Origin of the sequence: Streptomyces sp. NPDC000594, assembly GCF_040299965.1 — a bacterium.
Lineage (GTDB): Bacteria > Actinomycetota > Actinomycetes > Streptomycetales > Streptomycetaceae > Streptomyces.
Genome location: NZ_JBEPCY010000008.1, coordinates 13,217 through 32,898, shown reverse-complemented (window position 1 = coordinate 32,898; position 19,682 = coordinate 13,217). Strand labels below are relative to the sequence as shown.

15 protein-coding genes are annotated in these 19,682 nt (G+C 72.0%); 7 read left to right on the top strand and 8 right to left on the bottom strand.

Going from position 1 to position 19,682, the window contains the following annotated elements; all coding sequences use genetic code 11:
* The first annotated feature begins 218 nt into the window (after positions 1-218).
* On the top strand, positions 219-629 hold the full coding sequence (locus ABT354_RS14280) for a cupin domain-containing protein (RefSeq protein ID WP_351493233.1): 411 nt from the start codon (positions 219-221) through the stop codon (positions 627-629).
* Here the strand turns inward: ABT354_RS14280 and ABT354_RS14275 are convergent.
* The 5 genes from ABT354_RS14275 to ABT354_RS14255 form a co-directional block, all read right to left on the bottom strand.
* Entirely contained in the window at positions 563-1,528 is a 966-nt protein-coding gene (locus ABT354_RS14275; RefSeq protein ID WP_351493667.1) for a carbohydrate kinase family protein, read from the bottom strand. The genes ABT354_RS14280 and ABT354_RS14275 overlap by 67 nt on opposite strands.
* Positions 1,529-1,698: 170 nt before the next feature.
* Positions 1,699-2,598, bottom strand: coding sequence for a pseudouridine-5'-phosphate glycosidase (locus ABT354_RS14270; protein ID WP_351493231.1), 900 nt, complete (start codon positions 2,596-2,598; stop codon positions 1,699-1,701).
* A gap of 137 nt (positions 2,599-2,735) precedes the next feature.
* Complete coding sequence (locus ABT354_RS14265; RefSeq protein ID WP_351493665.1) at positions 2,736-3,962, bottom strand: MFS transporter; 1,227 nt, start codon at positions 3,960-3,962, stop codon at positions 2,736-2,738.
* A 398-nt stretch (positions 3,963-4,360) separates the two neighbouring features.
* Positions 4,361-4,888 carry a methylated-DNA--[protein]-cysteine S-methyltransferase gene (locus ABT354_RS14260; protein ID WP_351493229.1) on the bottom strand — a complete coding sequence of 176 codons (528 nt, stop codon included), beginning with the start codon at positions 4,886-4,888 and terminating at the stop codon, positions 4,361-4,363.
* A 109-nt stretch (positions 4,889-4,997) separates the two neighbouring features.
* Complete coding sequence (locus tag ABT354_RS14255; protein ID WP_351493227.1) at positions 4,998-5,924, bottom strand: glycerophosphodiester phosphodiesterase; 927 nt, start codon at positions 5,922-5,924, stop codon at positions 4,998-5,000.
* Between the two features lie 288 nt (positions 5,925-6,212).
* On the opposite strand from ABT354_RS14255, the gene ABT354_RS14250 reads away from it, so the two are divergent.
* The 5 genes from ABT354_RS14250 (at position 6,213) to ABT354_RS14230 (ending at position 13,575) form a co-directional block, all read left to right on the top strand.
* The gene (locus ABT354_RS14250; RefSeq protein WP_351493225.1) at positions 6,213-7,124 is read left to right on the top strand and encodes an MHYT domain-containing protein; all 912 of its coding nucleotides are present in this window, start codon (positions 6,213-6,215) and stop codon (positions 7,122-7,124) included.
* A gap of 115 nt (positions 7,125-7,239) precedes the next feature.
* Positions 7,240-9,354 carry an excinuclease ABC subunit UvrB gene (gene uvrB, locus ABT354_RS14245; protein WP_351493223.1) on the top strand — a complete coding sequence of 705 codons (2,115 nt, stop codon included), beginning with the start codon at positions 7,240-7,242 and terminating at the stop codon, positions 9,352-9,354.
* A gap of 223 nt (positions 9,355-9,577) precedes the next feature.
* Entirely contained in the window at positions 9,578-10,195 is a 618-nt protein-coding gene (locus ABT354_RS14240) for a TerD family protein (RefSeq protein WP_351493221.1), read from the top strand.
* Between the two features lie 136 nt (positions 10,196-10,331).
* Positions 10,332-12,266 carry a TerD family protein gene (locus ABT354_RS14235; RefSeq protein WP_351493663.1) on the top strand — a complete coding sequence of 645 codons (1,935 nt, stop codon included), beginning with the start codon at positions 10,332-10,334 and terminating at the stop codon, positions 12,264-12,266.
* Between the two features lie 280 nt (positions 12,267-12,546).
* Entirely contained in the window at positions 12,547-13,575 is a 1,029-nt protein-coding gene (locus ABT354_RS14230) for a TerC family protein (RefSeq protein ID WP_351493219.1), read from the top strand.
* A 124-nt stretch (positions 13,576-13,699) separates the two neighbouring features.
* Here ABT354_RS14230 and ABT354_RS14225 read toward each other — a convergent pair whose 3' ends face one another.
* Together ABT354_RS14225 and ABT354_RS14220 are read right to left on the bottom strand one after the other, a co-directional pair.
* The gene (locus ABT354_RS14225; RefSeq protein ID WP_351493217.1) at positions 13,700-14,356 is read right to left on the bottom strand and encodes an MBL fold metallo-hydrolase; all 657 of its coding nucleotides are present in this window, start codon (positions 14,354-14,356) and stop codon (positions 13,700-13,702) included.
* A gap of 89 nt (positions 14,357-14,445) precedes the next feature.
* Positions 14,446-15,144: a maleylpyruvate isomerase family mycothiol-dependent enzyme gene (locus ABT354_RS14220; protein WP_351493215.1), complete on the bottom strand. Its 699-nt coding sequence runs from the start codon at positions 15,142-15,144 to the stop codon at positions 14,446-14,448.
* A gap of 404 nt (positions 15,145-15,548) precedes the next feature.
* Between ABT354_RS14220 and uvrA the strand changes: the two genes are divergently transcribed.
* On the top strand, positions 15,549-18,617 hold the full coding sequence (gene uvrA, locus ABT354_RS14215) for an excinuclease ABC subunit UvrA (RefSeq protein ID WP_351493213.1): 3,069 nt from the start codon (positions 15,549-15,551) through the stop codon (positions 18,615-18,617).
* Positions 18,618-18,689: 72 nt separating this feature from the next.
* Here uvrA and ABT354_RS14210 read toward each other — a convergent pair whose 3' ends face one another.
* Positions 18,690-19,628, bottom strand: a complete 939-nt coding sequence (locus ABT354_RS14210) for a carbohydrate kinase family protein (RefSeq protein WP_351493211.1) — start codon at positions 19,626-19,628, stop codon at positions 18,690-18,692.
* Positions 19,629-19,682 lie beyond the last annotated feature (54 nt).

Here is a 19,682-nt window from a genome sequence, read left to right as displayed (position 1 = left end):
TTCCAGCCGAGTGCTTTCGTTTCTCTCTTCTCTCTCACTGTTTCCGCTTCGGTGGCGTGATCCGGATTTTGACGGCAGGCTGCCGCCGAAGTGCGCACAGCAACACCGTTATGGTGCGGATGAGTTGGAGGGCTCCCATGAGGTTCAAAGGAAGGCCGGGAAGCACGGGACGGCAGGGACGTGCCCCGGGGGCCGTGGTCCTGGCGGGGTGCCTGGGGATGATCGCCACGGTGCCGTCCCCGGCCGGTGCCGCTCCGGCCGGCGGGGTCAGCGGACAACTGCTGGCCCAGGGGGTCTCGGCGAAGCGGTTGAAGATCCAGGCGCAGGGGCCGACCGATGTGGTGGTACGGACGATCACCATCGAACCGGGCGGTTCCACCGGCTGGCACTACCACGACGGCCAGCTTCTGGTGGTGGTCAAGTCCGGCACCCTGACCCGTACCCTGCACGACTGCTCGGTCGAGGTGATGCCCGCCGGGTCGGCCTTCACCGAGCCCTCCGGGGTGGAGCACCGGCACATCGGGCGGAATCTCGGCACCGAGCCGGTGGTGCTGTACGCCACCTATGTGCTGCCCCAGGGGAGCCGGCTCGCCGAGGAGGCGGACGCCCCGTCCTGCGCGGTCGAGTGAGCGCCTGCGGGGGACAGGTCCGCGTGCCCGGGCCGACCGCCGATCAGGGTGACCGCCTCCGCGCCCGCCCGGCAGCCCTCCTCCGCCGCGGCCGGCGCGTCGGCGCCCGCCAGCCGTGCGGCGAGAAACGCTCCCGTGAAGGCGTCCCCCGCGCCGGTCGAGTCCCGTGGACGGACCCGGGGCGCGGGCACCCGCGCGGTGACGACCCCGTTCTCGGCCACCAGCGCGCCCGCCGCGCCGAGGGTGACCACGACCAGGGCCACCCGCCGGCTCAGTGCCGCGGCGGCCTCGGCCGGATCGGCACGGCCGGTGAGACAACGGGCCTCGTCCGCGTTGGGCAACAGGATGTCCACCCCGTCGTAGCAGGTGAGCGCCCGGTCCGGGCCCAGTGTGCGGAGGAAGCCCGTGGAGGCCGGGTCCACGCTCACCGGGACGCCCAGGGAACGCGCCGTGTCCATCGCCAGCCGGGCCAGGGCGGGGGCGGTTCCCGAGAAGAAGAGATATCCGGAGAGATGGAGTCCGCCGGTCCCGGAGAGCAGATCGGGCGACCAGTCGTCGGGGGAGACGAGGGTGACCGCCCCGCTGTCGGTGAGGAAGGTGCGCTCGGCGTCCGGGCCGACCAGGACGACCACCGTGCCGGTGGGGGCGGTGTCGTCGGGGATCAGCAGGGGGCGGACTCCGGCGGCGCGTAATCGTTCCTCGTGGCGGGCGAGATCGGCCCGGCCCACCCGGCCGAGGAGCCGTACGTCCGCCAGTCCCCGGTGGGCGGCCCAGCAGGCGGCGTTGGCCCCCGCGCCACCGGGGAGGATCCGGATCCGGGCGGCGGTGTCGGTGCCCTGCCGAGGGGGTGCGCCGTGCCGCACGATCACATCGTCGACCACATCGCCGATGACGAGCAGACCCGCCGGTGCGGGGCCCGACGGCCCGGGACCGGATGCCTCGCGGCCGGATGCCTCGGGACTGGACGCCTTGGGTCCGGATGCCTCCGGACCGGATGCCTCGGGGCCGGGGGCCACCCGCCGGTCACCAGGGGCGCCGCCGGTGCCGGGCTCGGCGGGACGGGGGCCGGTCACAGGGCCGCCGCGATGAGCGCCGCCAGCCGGGCGTTGCCGCGTACCGCCGCCACATTGGCCTCCAGCGAGGCCCCGCCGGTCCGCCGGGTCAGATAGTCCAGCAGGAAGGGGGTCACGGCCTGGCCCGAGATGCCCCGCTCCCGGCAGGCGTCCAGCGCCTCGCCCAGGACCCGGTCGTGCAGGGCGGGGTCGAGCTGCTCGGACTCGGGGACCGGGCGGGCCACGATCAGTGCCCCGGGTCCGTCCAGCGCGGCGCGGGCCCGGACCACCGCCGCGACCTCGTCGGGGGAGTGGACCGTCCAGTCCACCGGTTCGCCCGACGAGGTCAGATAGAACCCCGGGAAGCGGTCGGTGCCATAGCCCAGCACCCCCACACCCAGGGTCTCCAGCCGCTGGAGGGTGGCGGGGACGTCCAGGACCGATTTGACCCCGGCACAGACCACGGTGATCCGGGTCCGGGCCAGCTCCCGCAGATCCGCCGACTCGTCCTGGGCGTGCGCCCAGTCCCGGTGCACTCCGCCCAGACCGCCGGTGGCGAAGACCTCGATCCCCGCTCGTGCCGCCAGAAAGGCCGTCGCCGAGACCGTGGTCGCCCCGTCGGCCCCGGCGGCCAGGGCGGGGGCGAGATCCCGGCGGCCCAGTTTGCGGATCCCCCCGTCCCCGGCGATCCGTTCCAGCCCCTCCTGGTCGAGGCCGATCCTGACCCGGCCGCCCAGGACGGCGATCGTCGCCGGGACGGCACCGGCGGACCGTACGAGCCCCTCCAGCTCCCGCGCCACCTCCTGGTTGCGGGGGCGGGGCAGGCCGTGCGCGATGATCGTCGACTCCAGGGCCACCACGGGCCGGCGGGCGTCGAGCGCTTCCCGTACTTCCTCGGTCACCTCGGTGAGCAGCATGTCCCATCCCTGGCACGGCGACGGGCGGTCCAAACCCGGCGGTCGGCCGTGTGGCTCGGGACCGTTCCCGGTGGCCGGTGGCCGGTGGCCGGTGGCCGGTGATCGGGTTACGGGTTATGGGGTACGGGGCAGGGGGCTCAGCGCAGCCGGGCGCGCAGCACGCTCCAGGCCAGTGGCAGCAACAGCAGGGCACCGGCCAGATTGAGCAGCCCGTACCCCTGCTGGGCGACGATCACTCCGGCGAGCACTCCGCCGATCCCCGCCGCGGTGTTCATGGCGAGGTCGGAGAGGCCCTGGACGGCCGCGCGCACCGGCTGCGGCACCGAGTCGGTGAGCAGCGCCGAACCGGCGACGACCCCCGCCGACCAGCCGAGCCCCAGCAGGAAGAGCCCGGCGGCCACCTGGGTGTGGCTCGGTCCCGCCGTCCCCGCGAGCAGGGCCGATGTCGCCAGCAGGCCCACGGCCAGAGCGATCACCGAGAACCGGCCGACCCGGTCGGCCAGCCGCCCCATCAGCGGCGAGAACGCGTACATGCCCGCGATATGACCGCTGATCACCAGGCCGATCAGCTCGATCCCGGCCCCGTGGTGGCCGAGGGCCAGCGGGGTCATCGACATGATCGCGACCATGACGGTGTGCGAGACGGCGATGGTGACCAGGGCGAGCCGGGCGCCGGGGGAGGCCCGTACCGCCTCGATCCCGGCCCGCAGCGAGCGTCCCTTCGGGGAGTGGTCCCCCGGGGTCAGCGCCCGTGCGGTGATGAGCGGGTCCGGCCGGAGCAGGGCCTGGACGACGACGGCGGCCACCAGGAACACCCCCGCCGCCCAGACGAACGGCCCGGCCTCGGCGGGGATGCCCAGACCGGAGACGCTGCGGCCCGCCGGGGCCGCGATGTTCGGGCCGAGGACCGCGCCGATGGTGGTGGCCCAGACGACCTGGGAGATCGCCTGGCCGCGCCGGTCGGGCGGGGCGAGGTCGGCGGCGGCGAACCGGGCCTGGAGATTGGCCGAGGAGCCAGCGCCGAACGCGGCCATGCCGATGAGCAGCAGCGGAAAGCTGTCGACGACGGCCCCGGCCACCACCACACCCGCGCCCAGCGCCCCGATGGCATAGGCCAGCACCAAGCCGGGGCGCCGGCCGCGTGAGGTCATCAGCGCGGCCAGCGGCATGGAGAGCAGGGCCGTACCGGCCACGGTCGCGGTCGGGGCGAGCCCGGAGAGCGCGGGGGAGCCGCTGACCCGCTCCGCGAGCACGGCGGCCAGCGCGATCCCGGTGGCGACCCCGAGCCCGCCGAGGATCTGGCTGATGACCAGGACCGTGGTGATCCGCCGCCGCAGCTCGGGCAGTGCCGACTTGGGGACCACCGCCCCCGGCGCCGGGGCACCCTCCGCCGCTGCCGTCCGCCCCTCCGCCGTGCCCTCCGCCGTGTCCGCCGGAGCGGGTGGCGGGACGGGTGTCGGAGCGAGCACCGGGGGAGTGTCCGGTACGGGGCCGTCCGCCGGGGCGGCCGCCAGGTGGGCCCGCCCGTCCGCCGGACCGTCCGGCCCCGGTCGGGCCCGCGAGGGATCGTGGCCGCCGGATATGCCAGAGGTGTCGGATGCGTCGGGACTGGTGCTCACTCGCGCAGTGTGTCAGCCCGCCCCGCCCGGTGGGCATCGCACCCCCGCCCGGCTGCTCCCTGTCCCCGTGCAGGTCAGTGATGCCGTTCCGGCCGGGCCGGGGCGTGCCCGCGGCTCAGGGGAGCGGCTCCGGGGGAGGAGCGTCAGAAGAGCGGCTGGGGTAGTACCCCCTCCAGCTCCAGCAGCCGGCGCTTGGTCTCCCGCCCGCCCCCGAATCCGCCCAGCTCGCCGCCGGCCTCCACGACCCGGTGGCACGGCACCACCACCGGCAGGGGATTGGCGCCCATCGCGGCGCCCACGGCCTGGGCGGCACCCGGCTGCCCGACCCGGGCGGCCAGCTCTCCGTACCCCACGACGGTGCCGTAGGGGACGGTGGTCAGCTCACGCAGCACCGCACGGTGGAAGCCGCCGGTCAGGGTCCAGTCGAGCGGCAGGGAGAACTCCTTCAGCCCGCCGCGGAAGTACGCGGCGAGCTGCGCCATGGGCTCGGCGAGCAGACCCGTGCCGTCGGCGACGGGGTGCGCCCCGAGCCGGTCCGCCAGCCGGTCCAGGGACCGGTCCCGGACGGTTTCGTCGGCGTGGAAGACCACGCTGACCAGGCCCTGGCCGGTGGCGGCGAGCAGCAGCGGCCCGATGCCGGAGTCCACGACGGCCCACGTGAAGCTGTTCATGCGTCCACGGTACGGCGCCCCACTGACAACGCCGACAACGCCGACAACGCCGACAACGCCGACAGGGTCGACAGGGCCGGCAAGGCCGGATCCCTCCGGGGTACGGCGGTCAGCGCTTCCCCGGCTCCGTCCGCTCCTCCAGTGCCTCCCGGACGAGGTCCGGCCGGTCGGTGATGATCCCGTCCACCCCGGCGGCGGCCACCCGGCGGGCGCCCGCCGGGTCGTTCACGGTCCAGGTGTTGACCCGCAGGGGCCGGTGGTGCGGCCCTTTGAGGCGCTGTACGGCGGCCACATAGTCGGCGGTGAGGGTGGTGTGCGGGGGGTTGATCTGATCGGTGAAGGCGGCGTACGCGGGCAGTTCGGCCACCGGCGGAGTGCCCAGGAACCCCGTGACCACACGGGGCGCCAGCCGGCGCACCGTCCGCAGGCTCTCCGCGTCGAAGCTCTGCACCACCAGCCGGCGCCGTACCCGGTCGGGGTCGAGCCAGCCCTCCGCGCGCAGGACCCGCAGGATGTCGCCCTCGATGCCCGGATAGAGCCCGGGCCGTTTCACCTCCAGCAGCAGCCGCTGCCGGTTGCGGTCGAGCCGGTGGAGATAGGCCCTGAGGGTGGGCACCCGGGCGCCCGCCCAGGCGGGGCCGAACCAGCCGCCCGCGTCCAGGGTCGCGATCTCGGCCGCCGTGAAGTCCCGGACCCGCCAGGGGGCCCGTGAGGGGAATCGTTCCTCCACATCCGTGGTGCGGGCCAGGCCCTCGTCGTGGACCACCACCAACTCGCCGTCCCGGGTGCGCTGGACATCGTTCTCGACCCAGCGGAAGCCCAGCAGGGCCGCCGCGTCGACGGCGGCCAGGGTGTTCTCGGGTGCCTGGGCGGAGGCCCCCCGGTGGGCGATGACCAGCGGTGCTCCGCTCTCCTCCGGGATCCCCGCGAGGGCGGAGAGGGCTGCCGGGGGCTGTGCCGGAGCGGCCACCGGGCCGGGGTTCAGGACGGCGGCGGCCCCGAGGACGGCGGCGGTCGCGACGGTACGCACGTACATCTCGACTCCTCACGGCGGAACGGTGCAGCGGTGAAGTGGCGGACGGGTGGCGACCCGGCCGAGCCTGCCACGTGGTGCCCACGGCGAACAGGTGAAGTGCGGCCAAAATATGAACAGATCCACCCAGAGCACCCCACGTGCCGGTTTCTCCGCAGATAAATCACACCCCGCATGTGTGCCGCCGCATGGCCAGGCCCTAACCTCACCTCGGGAAAGACGTTCCACCAGCGGCTCACGGGATCACCGCCAGGGGATCGACGCGAACCACACGGAGCGAAGGACACACGGATGCAAGGAACTCTCGACGGCTTCACCTATGGGCTGGTCACTCCCGTGGCCGCCTTTGTGATGGCGGCTCTCGGCGGGGCACTCGGCCTCCGCTGCACCACCCGTTCGGTGCGCACCGAGGGATCCTTCAAACCCGGCTGGCTGGCCATGGGCGCTGTCGCCATCGGCTCCGGGATCTGGACGATGCACTTCATCGCCATGATGGGCTTCAGCATCGCGGAGGCCCCCATCACCTACGACCGGCCCATCACCTACGCCAGCCTCGGCGTCGCCATCGTCATGGTCGGCATCGGCATCTTCATTGTCGGATACCGGGGCGCCACCAGGATGGCCCTGGTCACCGGGGGCACCATCACCGGTCTCGGCGTGGCCACCATGCACTATCTCGGCATGGCCGGAATGCGCTTCCAGGGCCGGGTCGAGTACAGCACCCCGATCGTCGCCCTCTCGGTGGTGATCGCGGTCGTCGCCGCCACCGCCGCCCTCTGGGCCGCCGTCTCCATCCATGGCTTCCGCGCCAGCCTGGGCGCCAGCCTGGTGATGGGTGTCGCGGTCACCGGCATGCACTACACCGGCATGGCCTCGGTCAGCGTCCATCTGCACAGCAGCGCCCTCGCGCGGACCGGCGGCGACACGCCCGCCTCCCTGCTCATGCCGATGCTGCTCGGCCCCGGGGTCTTCCTGCTGCTCGCCGCCGTGGTGGTGATGTTCGACCCGATGCTGGTGATGGGCGACCCCGCGTGGGACAAGCCGGTCCGCAAGCAGGTCCCCCTGCCCGGCGTCGCCGCCGGAATGCGGCCCGACGCACCGGCGGGCCGCGCCGACGCCCGCCCGGCCGACCCCTGGCAGAACCCCTGGCCCGGCGAGCAGCGCCCCCACCACCGGGAGCAGCCCTACTCCGACAGCTGGTGATCAACCCCCGCCGCACCCCTGTGACCAGGTCAAACGACCGGTGGCGGAGATCCGTGAGGGGTGCGGCGGGCGGCGGTCGCCCCCGCTTGTCAGTGGGGGGTCGTACGGTGGATCCATGCGGCCCGTTTCCCAGATCGAACGTACGGTGGCGCCTTTCGAGGTCGTCAGTCCCTTCCAGCCCGGTGGTGACCAGCCCACGGCCATCGCCGAGCTGGAGCGCCGGATCCGCGCGGGTGAGAAGGATGTGGTCCTCCTCGGCGCGACGGGCACCGGCAAGTCGGCGACCACCGCGTGGATGATCGAGCGGCTCCAGCGCCCCACCCTCGTCATGGCGCCCAACAAGACCCTCGCCGCCCAGCTGGCGAACGAGTTCCGCGAGCTGCTGCCGAACAACGCGGTCGAGTACTTCGTCTCGTACTACGACTACTACCAGCCCGAGGCGTACGTCCCCCAGTCGGACACCTACATCGAGAAGGACTCCTCGATCAACGAGGAGGTCGAGCGGCTGCGCCACTCCGCGACCAATTCGCTGCTCACCCGGCGGGACGTGATCGTGGTCGCCTCCGTCTCCTGCATCTACGGACTCGGCACCCCGCAGGAGTACGTCGACCGGATGGTCCCGCTCCGGGTCGGCGACGAGATCGACCGCGACGAGCTGCTCCGCCGCTTCGTGGACATCCAGTACACCCGGAACGACGTGGCGTTCACCCGGGGCACCTTCCGGGTCCGCGGCGACACCATCGAGATCTTCCCGGTCTACGAGGAACTCGCCGTCCGGATCGAGATGTTCGGCGACGAGATCGAGGCGCTCTCCACCCTCCACCCCCTCACCGGCGAGATCCTCAGCGAGGACCAGTCGCTCCATGTCTTCCCCGCCAGCCACTATGTGGCCGGGCCCGAGCGCCTGGAGAAGGCGGTCAACGGCATCGAGGCGGAGCTGGAGCAGCGCCTGGCGGAGCTGGACAAGCAGGGCAAGCTCCTGGAGTCCCAGCGGCTGCGCATGCGCACCACGTACGACATCGAGATGATGCGCCAGATCGGCTCCTGCTCCGGCATCGAGAACTACTCGATGCACTTCGACGACCGGGAGCCCGGCTCCCCGCCCAACACCCTCCTCGACTACTTCCCCGAGGACTTCCTGCTGGTCATCGATGAGTCGCATGTGACCGTCCCGCAGATCGGCGCGATGTACGAGGGCGACGCCTCCCGTAAGCGGACCCTGGTCGACCATGGTTTCCGGCTGCCCTCCGCGCTGGACAACCGCCCGCTGAAGTGGGAGGAGTTCACCGAGCGGATCGGGCAGACGGTCTATCTGTCGGCCACCCCCGGCGCCTATGAGCTGTCCCGGGGCGACGGCTTCGTGGAGCAGATCATCCGCCCGACCGGTCTGGTCGACCCGGAGGTCGTGGTCAAGCCCACCGAGGGCCAGATCGACGATCTGGTCCACGAGATCCGGCTGCGCACCGAGCGGGACGAGCGGGTCCTTGTCACCACCCTCACCAAGAAGATGTCCGAGGACCTCACCGACTACTTCCTCGAACTCGGCATCCGGGTGCGCTATCTCCACAGCGATGTCGACACCCTGCGCCGGGTCGAGCTGCTGCGCGAGCTGCGCGCCGGTGAGTACGACGTCCTGGTCGGCATCAATCTGCTGCGGGAGGGTCTCGACCTGCCCGAGGTCTCCCTGGTGGCGATCCTCGACGCCGACAAGGAGGGCTTCCTCCGCTCGGGCACCTCGCTGATCCAGACCATCGGCCGGGCGGCGCGCAATGTCTCCGGACAGGTCCATATGTACGCCGACAAGATCACCGCGGCGATGGAGAAGGCCATCGACGAGACCAACCGCCGCCGGGAGAAGCAGATCGCGTACAACAAGGAGAAGGGCATCGACCCGCAGCCCCTCCGTAAGAAGATCAACGACATCGTGGCCACCATCGCCCGCGAGGAGATCGACACCGAGGAGCTGCTCGGCACCGACTACCGCAGGCCGAAGGAGAAGGCGGGCAAGGGCGGCCGGGCGCCGGTGCCCGCGCTGGGCGACCGGGCCGGCGGCAAGGCGGCGGCGAGCGGACGGCCCGCCACCGAGCTGGCCGGAATCATCGAGGAGATGACCCAGCGGATGCGCGCCGCCGCCGCCGACCTCCAGTTCGAGATCGCCGCCCGGCTCCGTGACGAGGTGGGGGAGCTGAAGAAGGAACTGCGTCAGATGAAGGAGGCGGGGCTGGCCTGACGGCCGGACGGTCCCCTTCCGGGAGAGCGGCGGGAGAGCGTCGGGAGAGGGCCGGAGGCGGCACCGGGGACATGATCGGAAGGCGAAATTCCGCTCATGTCATGGGCTGTGTTGCAAGAGCGACACAATAACTGGCCCATTGTGCCGCTCAGTTCATACCACTGCGTAGGGTGCTGCCAGCCGTCCGGAGCGGCGGCGGCACCGAGGGAAAAGGGGACAGCGCGTGACGGTCAATATGACCAAGGGTCAGGCCATCAGCCTGCGGAAAAGCGACGGGGGAACCCTCACGGCGGTCCGGATGGGACTCGGCTGGCAGGCGGCCCCCCGGCGCGGTCTGTTCGGCTCCCGCACCCGCGAGGTCGACCTCGACGCCTCCGCCGTCCTCTTCGCCGACAAGCAGCCCGTCGATGTCGTCTTCTTCCGCCATCTGGTCAGCGATGACGGCTCGGTCCGCCACACCGGCGACAATCTGATCGGCGGCGTCGGCTCCGGCGGCGACGACGAGGCGATCCTGGTCGATCTCGCCCGGGTCCCCGTCCATGTCGACCAGATCGTCTTCACGGTGAACTCCTTCACCGGCCAGACCTTCCAGGAGGTGCAGAACGCCTTCTGTCGCATCGTGGACGAGACCAACGGCCAGGAGCTGGCCCGCTACACCCTCGACGGCGGAGGCCACTACACCGCCCAGATCATGGCCAAGGTGCACCGGGCCAGGAGCGGCCCCCCGCAGGGATACTCCAAGGAGCCCACCCCCGGCGGCTGGACGATGACCGCCCTCGGCAACCCCGCCAACGGCCGCACCTTCCAGGACCTCATCCCGGCGATCCTGCCGCATCTCTGACCTGGGACGCCGCCGCCGGGCCGGCGGACCCGCGCCTTCCGGGCCCAGGGTGCCACCGCCCGGCCCCGGCCGGCGGGACCGCACGGCGTCGGGGCCGTGCGCGGAACCGAAGAACAGTGACATGGGGGAGCAGGCGATGACGGCCGAACTGGTCCGGGGACAGAACCTTCCGCTGACCGACACCCTGCTGGAGATCCGGGTGTCCGGGGGCCACCCGCTCCTGGTCTGCGCCACCTGCTCCGGCGAGCACGCCCCCCGCACCGGCCCGGCCGTCGCCCACCCCGGCGCCCCCGCCCTCCCCGGCGTCGAGGTGCCCCGCGCCACCGGGACCGACTCCCGCTGCACCGTCGACCTGGCCGAGGTCCCCGCCGCCGTGCACCGGATCAGCCTGGTCCTCGCCCTGCCCGAGGGCGCCGGGGGACCCGGCCGCTTCGGGGCCACCGCCGCCCCGTCGATCGCCCTCGCCGCGCCCGGCTCCGCCGTGACCGCCACCTTCACCATCACCGGACTGGACACCGAGACCGCCCTCGTCGCCGTCGAGCTGTACCGCCGCCAGGGCGCCTGGCGGATCCGGGCCGTCGGCCAGGGATACGCCGACGGCCTCGCCCGGCTCCTCGCCGACCAGGGGCTCGACCGGGCCCCGGAGAGAGCGGCGGAGATCCAGCGGGCCGCCGTGCCGCCCGCCCCGACCGCGTCCGCCCGGCCGGCCACCCCGGGCACCACCGGAGCGCTCCCCGGCTCCACCGGCCCCCGGCCCACCCGTGAGGCCCCCCGGAACCCCGCCGGCACCACCCCGGTCAGCTACGCCCACCCCCGCCGCCGCCCGTCCCCGCCCCCGGGTCCTCCGGTACCGCCGCCGACCGCGCCCGCCATGGCCCCGGGCCCTTCGGCACCACCGACCGCCGCGCCCGCCGCGACCCCGGGTGCTTCCGCCGGGCCGGTCGCGGGCGACGCCGGCGGCTGGTCCATGGAGGAGCGGCTCTACAACCAGGTCTGGGGGATGTTCGAGGACCTGGCCCGTACCGTCGCCGCCTACCGCAGCGCCGTCGAGTTCGCCGAGTCCCGGCTCGACCAGGAGCTGGACCGGATCCTGGGCGACCCGCGCACCCGGGTCAGCGGCGCCGCCGACCTCGCCCGCGAGGCCGCCCGTACCCGCTCCGAGGAGTTGATCGGGCAGGCCCGCCAGGCCCTCGACCGGGACCTCGTCCAGCTCACCGCCGAGTCCGATGTGGTCGAGCCCGCCCTGCCGCCCGCACTGGCCGGCTGGGACAACCCCGTCTGGCACGCCTACCGGGTCCCCGAGGAGAACCCGATGGCGCTGCGGCTCGGCGATCTGAGCCTGCCCGAGGCCCCCGGCCTGGTCATCCCCTTCCTCGTCCGGCTGCCGCTGGAGCGCGGGATCTGGGTGGACAGCGGGCGCACCGGGTCCGAGGCGGCGATGGCGCTCGACAGCGACCGGCTCAAACGGCTCGCCCTGGAGTGCGCCGTCGCCCATGCCGCGCGGATGCTCGCCGTCCACCGCCCCGGGTCGATCACCCTGCGGGTCATCGACCCGGTGGGGAGCGGCACCGGGGCCCTGGCGCCGCTGCTCGCCTCCGGGGTCCGGCCCGTGCCGCCCGCCGTCGGAGCCGCGGCGGTCGCCGCGACCCTGGCCCAGCTCACGGAGCGGGTCGATCTGGTCACCATGGCGCTGCGCGGGGGAGCCGCCGACGCGCTGCCGCCGGGGCTGGACCTGGCCGAGCAGCTGCTGATCGTCCACGACTTCCCGCACGGCTTCGACGACCGTTCCGTCGCCCGGCTGCGCTATCTCGCGGACGAGGGACCGGCGGCGGGGGTCCATCTGATGATGGTGGCGGACCGTGAGGAGGCCGCGGCCCATGGACCGGAGCTGGATCCGCTGTGGCGTTCGCTGCTGCGGATCAGCCCGGTGCCGGACGACCACCTGGCGGATCCCTGGGTACGGCACTCCTGGACCTGTCATCCGCTCACGGTCCCGCCCGGGAGCGAGGTGCTCGACCGGGTCCTCGCCCAGGTGGCCGAGGCGGGGCGCGGCGGGGCGGGGCCAGGGTGACGAAAGGGGCGCCAGAGCCCCGGAAAGTCAACCGGTATAGACCAATAAGAAGCCTCTGACCAGGCGATTTGAAACTCTCTTTACCAAGCTCTTTACCGTCACTTGGCGACTCCTGTACGCTCCACTCAGCGGAGGGGAGTATTCCCGAACTGTGACGTTCCCGTCAGTACGGATCACCACTGATCCCGGGGCGTCGGCCCGTGCGGCAAGGACCGCTCGGGTGGAAGAGACCTCCGGCAGCGACGACGCTGATCAGTAGCCGTACGAAGCCGGAGGCGCAGTGGACGTTTCATTGACCACATGGGTGTTGACCATTCTTGGTCTGTCAGCCCTGATCGCGGTCGATTTCTTCATCGGGCGCAAGCCCCATGACGTGTCGATCAAGGAAGCCGGAATCTGGACCATCGTCTGGATCGTGCTGGCCGCGCTCTTCGGCGTCGGCCTGGCGATCTGGGGCTCGGGCCAGGCATCCGGAGAGTTCTTCGCGGGCTTCATCACCGAGAAGTCCCTGAGCGTCGACAACCTCTTCGTCTTCGTTCTGATCATGGCGAAGTTCGCGGTCCCGTCCCACCTCCAGCAGCGGGTGCTGCTGGTCGGTGTGCTCATCGCGCTGGTCCTGCGGGCCATCTTCATCGCGGCGGGCGCGGCGATCATCGCCAGCTTCTCCTGGGTCTTCTACATCTTCGGCGCGTTCCTGATCTACACCGCCTGGAAGCTCATCCAGGAGGCGCGTGCCGATGACGACGAGGACGACTGGGAGGAGAACCGCCTCCTGAAGTCGGTCGAGAAGAGGTTCGGCGTCGCCGACCAGTACCACGGCACCAAGCTGTTCATCCAGCGCAACGGCAAGCGCATCATGACCCCGCTGATGGTGGTCATGCTCGCCATCGGTACCACGGACATCCTCTTCGCCCTGGACTCCATCCCGGCGATCTTCGGCCTGACCCAGGACCCGTACATCGTCTTCACGGCGAACGCGTTCGCCCTGATGGGTCTGCGCCAGCTGTACTTCCTCATCGGCGGACTGCTCAAGAAGCTGGTCCACCTGAGCTACGGCCTCTCGGTCATCCTCGGCTTCATCGGCGTCAAGCTGGTGCTGCACGCACTGCACGAGAGCGGCGTCCACGTCCCGGAGATCTCGATTCCGTTCTCCCTCTCGGTCATCGGCGGTGTTCTGGTCATCACCACGATCACCAGCCTGATCGCCTCCAAGAAGCAGGCGGAGCGCGAGGCGGCGGAGGCTGCCGCCGAGGGCGGCGCGGAAGCCGGCGAGGACAAGGACAAGGGCAAGGACAGCGTCGAGGCCTGACGGCTCCGGCACTCCTCCCTGAACCCCGAAGGGGGCGGACGGCATATCGCCGTCCGCCCCCTTCGTCGTTTCCGCAGGCCGTTCCCCGCAGGCCGTTTCCCGCACGGCGTTCCCGTGCGCGGGGTCACCAGCCGCGGGCGCGCCACTCGGGCAGCTGCGGGCGCTCGGCCCCCAGCGTGGTGTCCCTGCCGTGGCCCGGGTAGACCCAGGTCTCGTCCGGCAGCTCGGCGAAGAGCCGGGTCTCCACGTCATGGAGGAGCCGGGCGAAGGCCTCCGGGTCGTCGCGGGTGTTGCCGACCCCGCCGGGGAAGAGGCAGTCACCGGTGAACACATGGGGATGGCCGTGCGGGTCGTCGTAGACCAGCGCGATCGAGCCCGGGGTGTGTCCCACCAGATGGCGGGCGCGCAGCTCGACCCGTCCCACCCGGACGGCCCCGCCGTCCCGGACCGGGACATCGGTGGGGACGGGGATCCCCTCGGCGTCCTCGGCCCCGGCGTAGGTGGTCGCCCCGGTCGCGCCGACCACGGCGGCGAGGGCCTGCCAGTGGTCGGCGTGCCGGTGGGTGGTGACCACCGAGGCGATCGAGTCGTCCCCGATGAGCCGCAGCAGGGTCTCCGGCTCGTTCGCGGCGTCGATCAGCAGTTGCTCGCCGGTGGCCCGGCAGCGCAGCAGATAGCTGTTGTTGTCCATGGGGCCGACGGCGACCTTGGAGATGATCAGATCCGTCAGCTCGTGCACATCGGCGGGGCCGCCGACCTTTACCGCTCCGCTGTACGTCATGGGGGGCAGCCTATCGGCGTGCCACGGGGCCCAGCAGGCCCCGGGAGCCGGGTCCCGGGACCCTTGGGCGGGAGGTGTGCGGGGAGCCCTCAGAGCGGGGGCAGGGCGGGCAGGGTGCCGCCCCCGGCGGTCAGCGCGGCCCGGGAGGCGTCCGGGTCGCGGCGCCCGGCGAGCCAGCCGAGCAGGGCGGGTGCGGGGCCCTCGACGCGCATCGGGGATCCCGTGGTGCCGCCGGTGCTCCAGGTCTCCCCGGAGGCGGCCGTGAGGGCGATCGGCGGTACGTCCCGGGCGCCGGTGAACCGCTCCGCGAGAAAGGCGATCTCGCGCCGGGTGAACTCCTCGGGCAGATCCTCCAGCTCATAGCCGATGTCCAGGTCGACATGGTGCAGCTCGACCTCGACCAGGCGCCGGAAGGGCAGCCGGGCGGCCCGGTCGGTGACTCCGTTGCGCAGGGCGACGACGCGGTTCCAGTCGGCGGGGAGCCGGGCCACCGAGCGGAAGCGGGCGTCGCTGTCGTGCGCATCGGCGAGCTGGACATCGAGCGGGCGGGGGGCGTCCCGCTCGATGTCGGCCTCGCGCGCCCCGGCGCTCGCGTACATCGGGCGCCCTTCGAGAACATTCACGATCGCGTCCGCGTTACGGGAGAGGTGGGCCAGGACATGACCCCTGGTCCAGCCGGGGAGCCGGGAGGGTCCGGACAGCCGTTCCCGGTCCAGGGCCTCGACCGCGCTGAGCAGTCGCTCGGTCGCCTCGCGTACAGAGTCCAGGTCGCGCAAGGGATTGATCATGGGCCAGACGATAGCCCTGCCACTCGTTCGGGTGAAGGAGGTCGCCGGGCACGATAATTCGAATGTGCGTGCTATAGCCTGGAGCGGTGCATCCTTGGAAGTCGGGCACTCACCGCCCCCGGCGGTCCACCGGCCGCCCGGCCTCCGACCGACCGGTGGCCCCCTAGGCTGGAAGGTCCGGACGTTCCCGGACCGGGGGCCCACCCCGCTTCCCCCCTGACCTCGCGGGTCCTCACGGACCGTGCGGGACCCGCTCACGATCCGCAGAACCCCTCCAGATCCGCAGGACCCCTCAGATCCCGTAGGACCCAGATCCGCAGGACCCCATAGAGCCCGCAGAACCTCCAGATTTTGTGGGACCCCCAGATCCCGTAGGACCCCCTCAAGAAAGGTGCGGACCCGGCGTGGCCGACCGTCTCATCGTCCGTGGCGCTCGCGAGCACAATCTCAAGAACGTCTCGCTCGACCTCCCCCGTGACTCCCTCATCGTCTTCACGGGGCTCTCCGGGTCGGGCAAGTCCTCGCTGGCCTTCGACACGATCTTCGCCGAGGGGCAGCGCCGCTACGTGGAGTCGCTGTCGTCCTACGCCCGCCAGTTCCTGGGGCAGATGGACAAGCCCGACGTGGACTTCATCGAGGGCCTCTCCCCGGCCGTCTCCATCGACCAGAAGTCGACCTCGCGCAACCCCCGCTCCACGGTCGGCACCATCACCGAGGTCTACGACTACCTCCGGCTGCTCTTCGCCCGCATCGGCAAGCCGCACTGCCCCGAGTGCCACCGGCCCATCTCCCGCCAGTCGCCCCAGGCCATCGTGGACAAGGTGCTGGAGCTGCCCGAGGGCAGCCGGTTCCAGGTGCTCTCCCCGCTGGTGCGCGAGCGCAAGGGAGAGTTCGTCGATCTCTTCGCCGACCTCCAGACCAAGGGGTACAGCCGTGCCCGGGTCGACGGGCAGACGGTCCAGCTCGCCGAGGCGCCCGCGCTCAAGAAGCAGGAGAAGCACACCATCGAGGTGGTCGTGGACCGCCTCACCGTCAAGGACGGCGCCAAGCGCCGGCTCACCGACTCGGTCGAGACCGCGCTCGGTCTCTCCGGCGGCATGGTCGTGCTCGACTTCGTCGACCTCCCCGAGGACGACCCCGAGCGCGAGCGGATGTACTCGGAGCATCTCTACTGCCCGTACGACGACCTCTCCTTCGAGGAGCTGGAGCCCCGCTCCTTCTCCTTCAACTCCCCCTTCGGGGCCTGCCCGGACTGCACCGGCATCGGCACCCGGATGGAGGTCGACCCCGAGCTGATCGTCCCGGACGAGGACCGCTCGCTGGATGAGGGGGCGATCCACCCCTGGTCCCACGGCCACACCAAGGAGTACTTCGGGCGGCTGATCGGAGGGCTCGCCCAGGCGCTGGGCTTCTCCACCGAGATGCCCTGGGCCGGGCTGCCCCTGCGGGCGAGGAAGGCCCTGCTGTACGGCCACAAGACCCAGGTCGAGGTCCGCTACCGCAACCGCTACGGCAGGGAGCGCGCCTACACCACCCCCGCCTTCGAAGGCGCGGTGCAGTTCGTGCGCAGGCGGCACCAGGAGGCCGAGTCCGACTCCAGCAGGGAGCGCTTCGAGGGCTATATGCGCGAGGTGCCCTGTCCCACCTGTGAGGGCACCCGGCTGAAGCCGATCGTGCTCGCGGTCACGGTGATGGAGAAGTCCATCGCCGAGGTCTCCGCGATGTCGATCAGCGAGTGCGCGGACTTCCTGGGCCGGATGAAGCTCAACGCCCGCGACAAGAAGATCGCCGAGCGGGTCCTCAAGGAGGTCAACGAGCGGCTGCGCTTCCTGGTCGACGTGGGCCTGGACTATCTCTCGCTCAACCGCGCCGCCGGTACCCTCTCCGGCGGTGAGGCCCAGCGCATCCGGCTCGCCACCCAGATCGGCTCCGGGCTGGTCGGGGTGCTCTATGTGCTGGACGAGCCCTCCATCGGTCTGCACCAGCGGGACAACCACCGGCTGATCGAGACCCTGGTCCGGCTGCGGGACATGGGCAACACCCTGATCGTGGTCGAGCACGACGAGGACACGATCAAGATCGCCGACTGGGTCGTGGACATCGGCCCCGGCGCGGGTGAGCACGGCGGCAAGGTCGTCCACTCCGGACCGCTGAAGCAGCTGCTGACCAACAAGGAGTCGATGACCGGGCAGTACCTCTCCGGGAAGAGGAGCATCGCCACGCCCGACCTGCGGCGCCCCACCGACCCGTCCCGGGCACTGACCGTCCACGGGGCCCGGGAGAACAACCTCCGGGACATCGATGTGTCCTTCCCGCTCGGTGTGCTCACCGCGGTCACCGGTGTCTCCGGATCCGGTAAGTCGACCCTGGTCAACGACATCCTCTACACCCATCTCGCCCGCGAGCTGAACGGCGCCAAGTCGGTTCCCGGCCGCCACACCCGGGTCGACGGCGACGATCTGGTCGACAAGGTCGTCCATGTCGACCAGTCGCCGATCGGCCGTACCCCCCGCTCCAACCCGGCGACCTACACCGGGGTCTTCGACCATGTCCGCAGGCTGTTCGCCGAGACCACGGAGGCGAAGGTCCGGGGGTACCTCCCCGGCCGCTTCTCCTTCAATGTCAAGGGCGGCCGGTGCGAGAACTGCTCCGGCGACGGCACCATCAAGATCGAGATGAACTTCCTGCCGGATGTCTATGTCCCGTGCGAGGTCTGCCACGGAGCGCGGTACAACCGGGAGACCCTGGAGGTCCACTACAAGGGCAAGTCCATCGCCGAGGTGCTGGACATGCCCATCGAGGAGGCGCTGGCCTTCTTCGAGGCGGTGCCGACCATCGCCCGCCATCTGCGCACGCTCAACGAGGTGGGGCTCGGCTATGTCCGGCTCGGCCAGTCCGCCCCCACCCTCTCCGGCGGTGAGGCCCAGCGGGTCAAGCTCGCCTCGGAGCTCCAGAAGCGCTCCACCGGCCGTACGGTCTATGTCCTGGACGAGCCCACCACCGGTCTCCACTTCGAGGACATCAGCAAGCTGATCACGGTCCTCGCCGGTCTGGTCGACAAGGGCAATACGGTGATCGTCATCGAGCACAACCTCGATGTGATCAAGACGGCCGACTGGGTCGTGGACATGGGGCCCGAGGGCGGCAGCGGCGGCGGTCTCGTCGTCGCCGAGGGGACGCCCGAGCAGATCGCGGGGGTGCCCGAGAGCCACACCGGCAAGTTCCTCCGGGGCATCCTCGACCCCGAGCGGATCAGCGACGCCGCCGGGCCGGCCCCCGCCCGCAGGGCCCCGGCCAGGAAGACCGCCGCCGCGCGGAAGGCCGCCCCGGCGAAGACCGTCAACACGAAGAGCACGGCCAAGGGCGCCGCCAGGACCACGGCGGCCAAGACGGCGAAGTCGGCCACGGCCAAGACGGCCGCCCCGGCGAAGGGAGCGGCCAAGAAGGCGACCGCGCGTACCCGGTCCGCCTGATCCGCTTGATCCGTCCGACCCGTGGGCCCATGGGTCGGACGGATCAGGTCGGTGGGTCCGGGCCGGTGGGGCTCAGCCGTCCGCCGGTCCGGGGTACCGGGCCAGCTCCGCCGCGTACGGGGGCTCGGCACCCGGCCGGGAGCAGGTGAGGGCGGCGGCCCGGGAGGCGAGGCCGAGCAGCTCCCGCCAGGCCCCCGCGTCCAGGGCGGACAGCGCCTCGGGCGTGAGGGCGTCCCGCTGGGCCAGACCGTGGAGGAGCGCCGCGTTCACGGTGTCGCCCGCGCCGATGGTGTCGGCGACCCGGACCGGGGTCGCCGGGACCGAGACCTCCAGGCCCTCCCGGGTCCGTACGGTCAGCCCCCCGGCGCCCCGGGTGACCACCACCGCCCGGGGCCCCCGGGGCACCCCGCCGAGCCAGCGGGCGTCGTCGTCGGAGAGCTTCAGCAGCGAGACCGACGGCAGCCAGCCGGTGAACCGCCGCCGGTAGGCGTCCGCGTCCCCGATCAGACCGGGCCGCACATTGGGGTCCAGCAGGGTCAGCAGACCGCGTCCGGCCTCCCGCCGCAGCAGCCGCTCATAGGCGGTCGCCCCCGGCTCCAGCACCAGTGAGCAGGTGCCGAAGGCCACCGCGCGCGCCGCGTCGGGGAGCGGTGGCGGCAGCTCGAAGAGCCGGTCGGCCGTGCCCTGCGCGTAGAAGCCGTACCCGGCCGAGCCGTCCGCGCCGATGGACGCGACCGCCAGGGTGGTGGGCTCCGGGCCCCGGGTCACCAGGGAGGTGTCAACGCCCGCGCCGCGCAACCCCGTCAGCAGGGCCGCCCCGAAACCGTCCGTGGACATCCGGGAGCAGAAGGCGGCCCGCGCCCCCAGCCGTCCCAGGGCCACGGCGGTGTTGTACGGTCCGCCGCCCGGCCGTGGCAGCAGCGGGGGCAGACCGGGCCCGCCCTCCGGTACCACCGGGGCGTCCGGCTGGGGGACCAGGTCGATCAGGGATTCTCCGGCGACGACGATCACGGCCCAGAAGGTAGCCCATCACCCCCCGCGCCCGGGAGAGGAGCACCTGCGCCA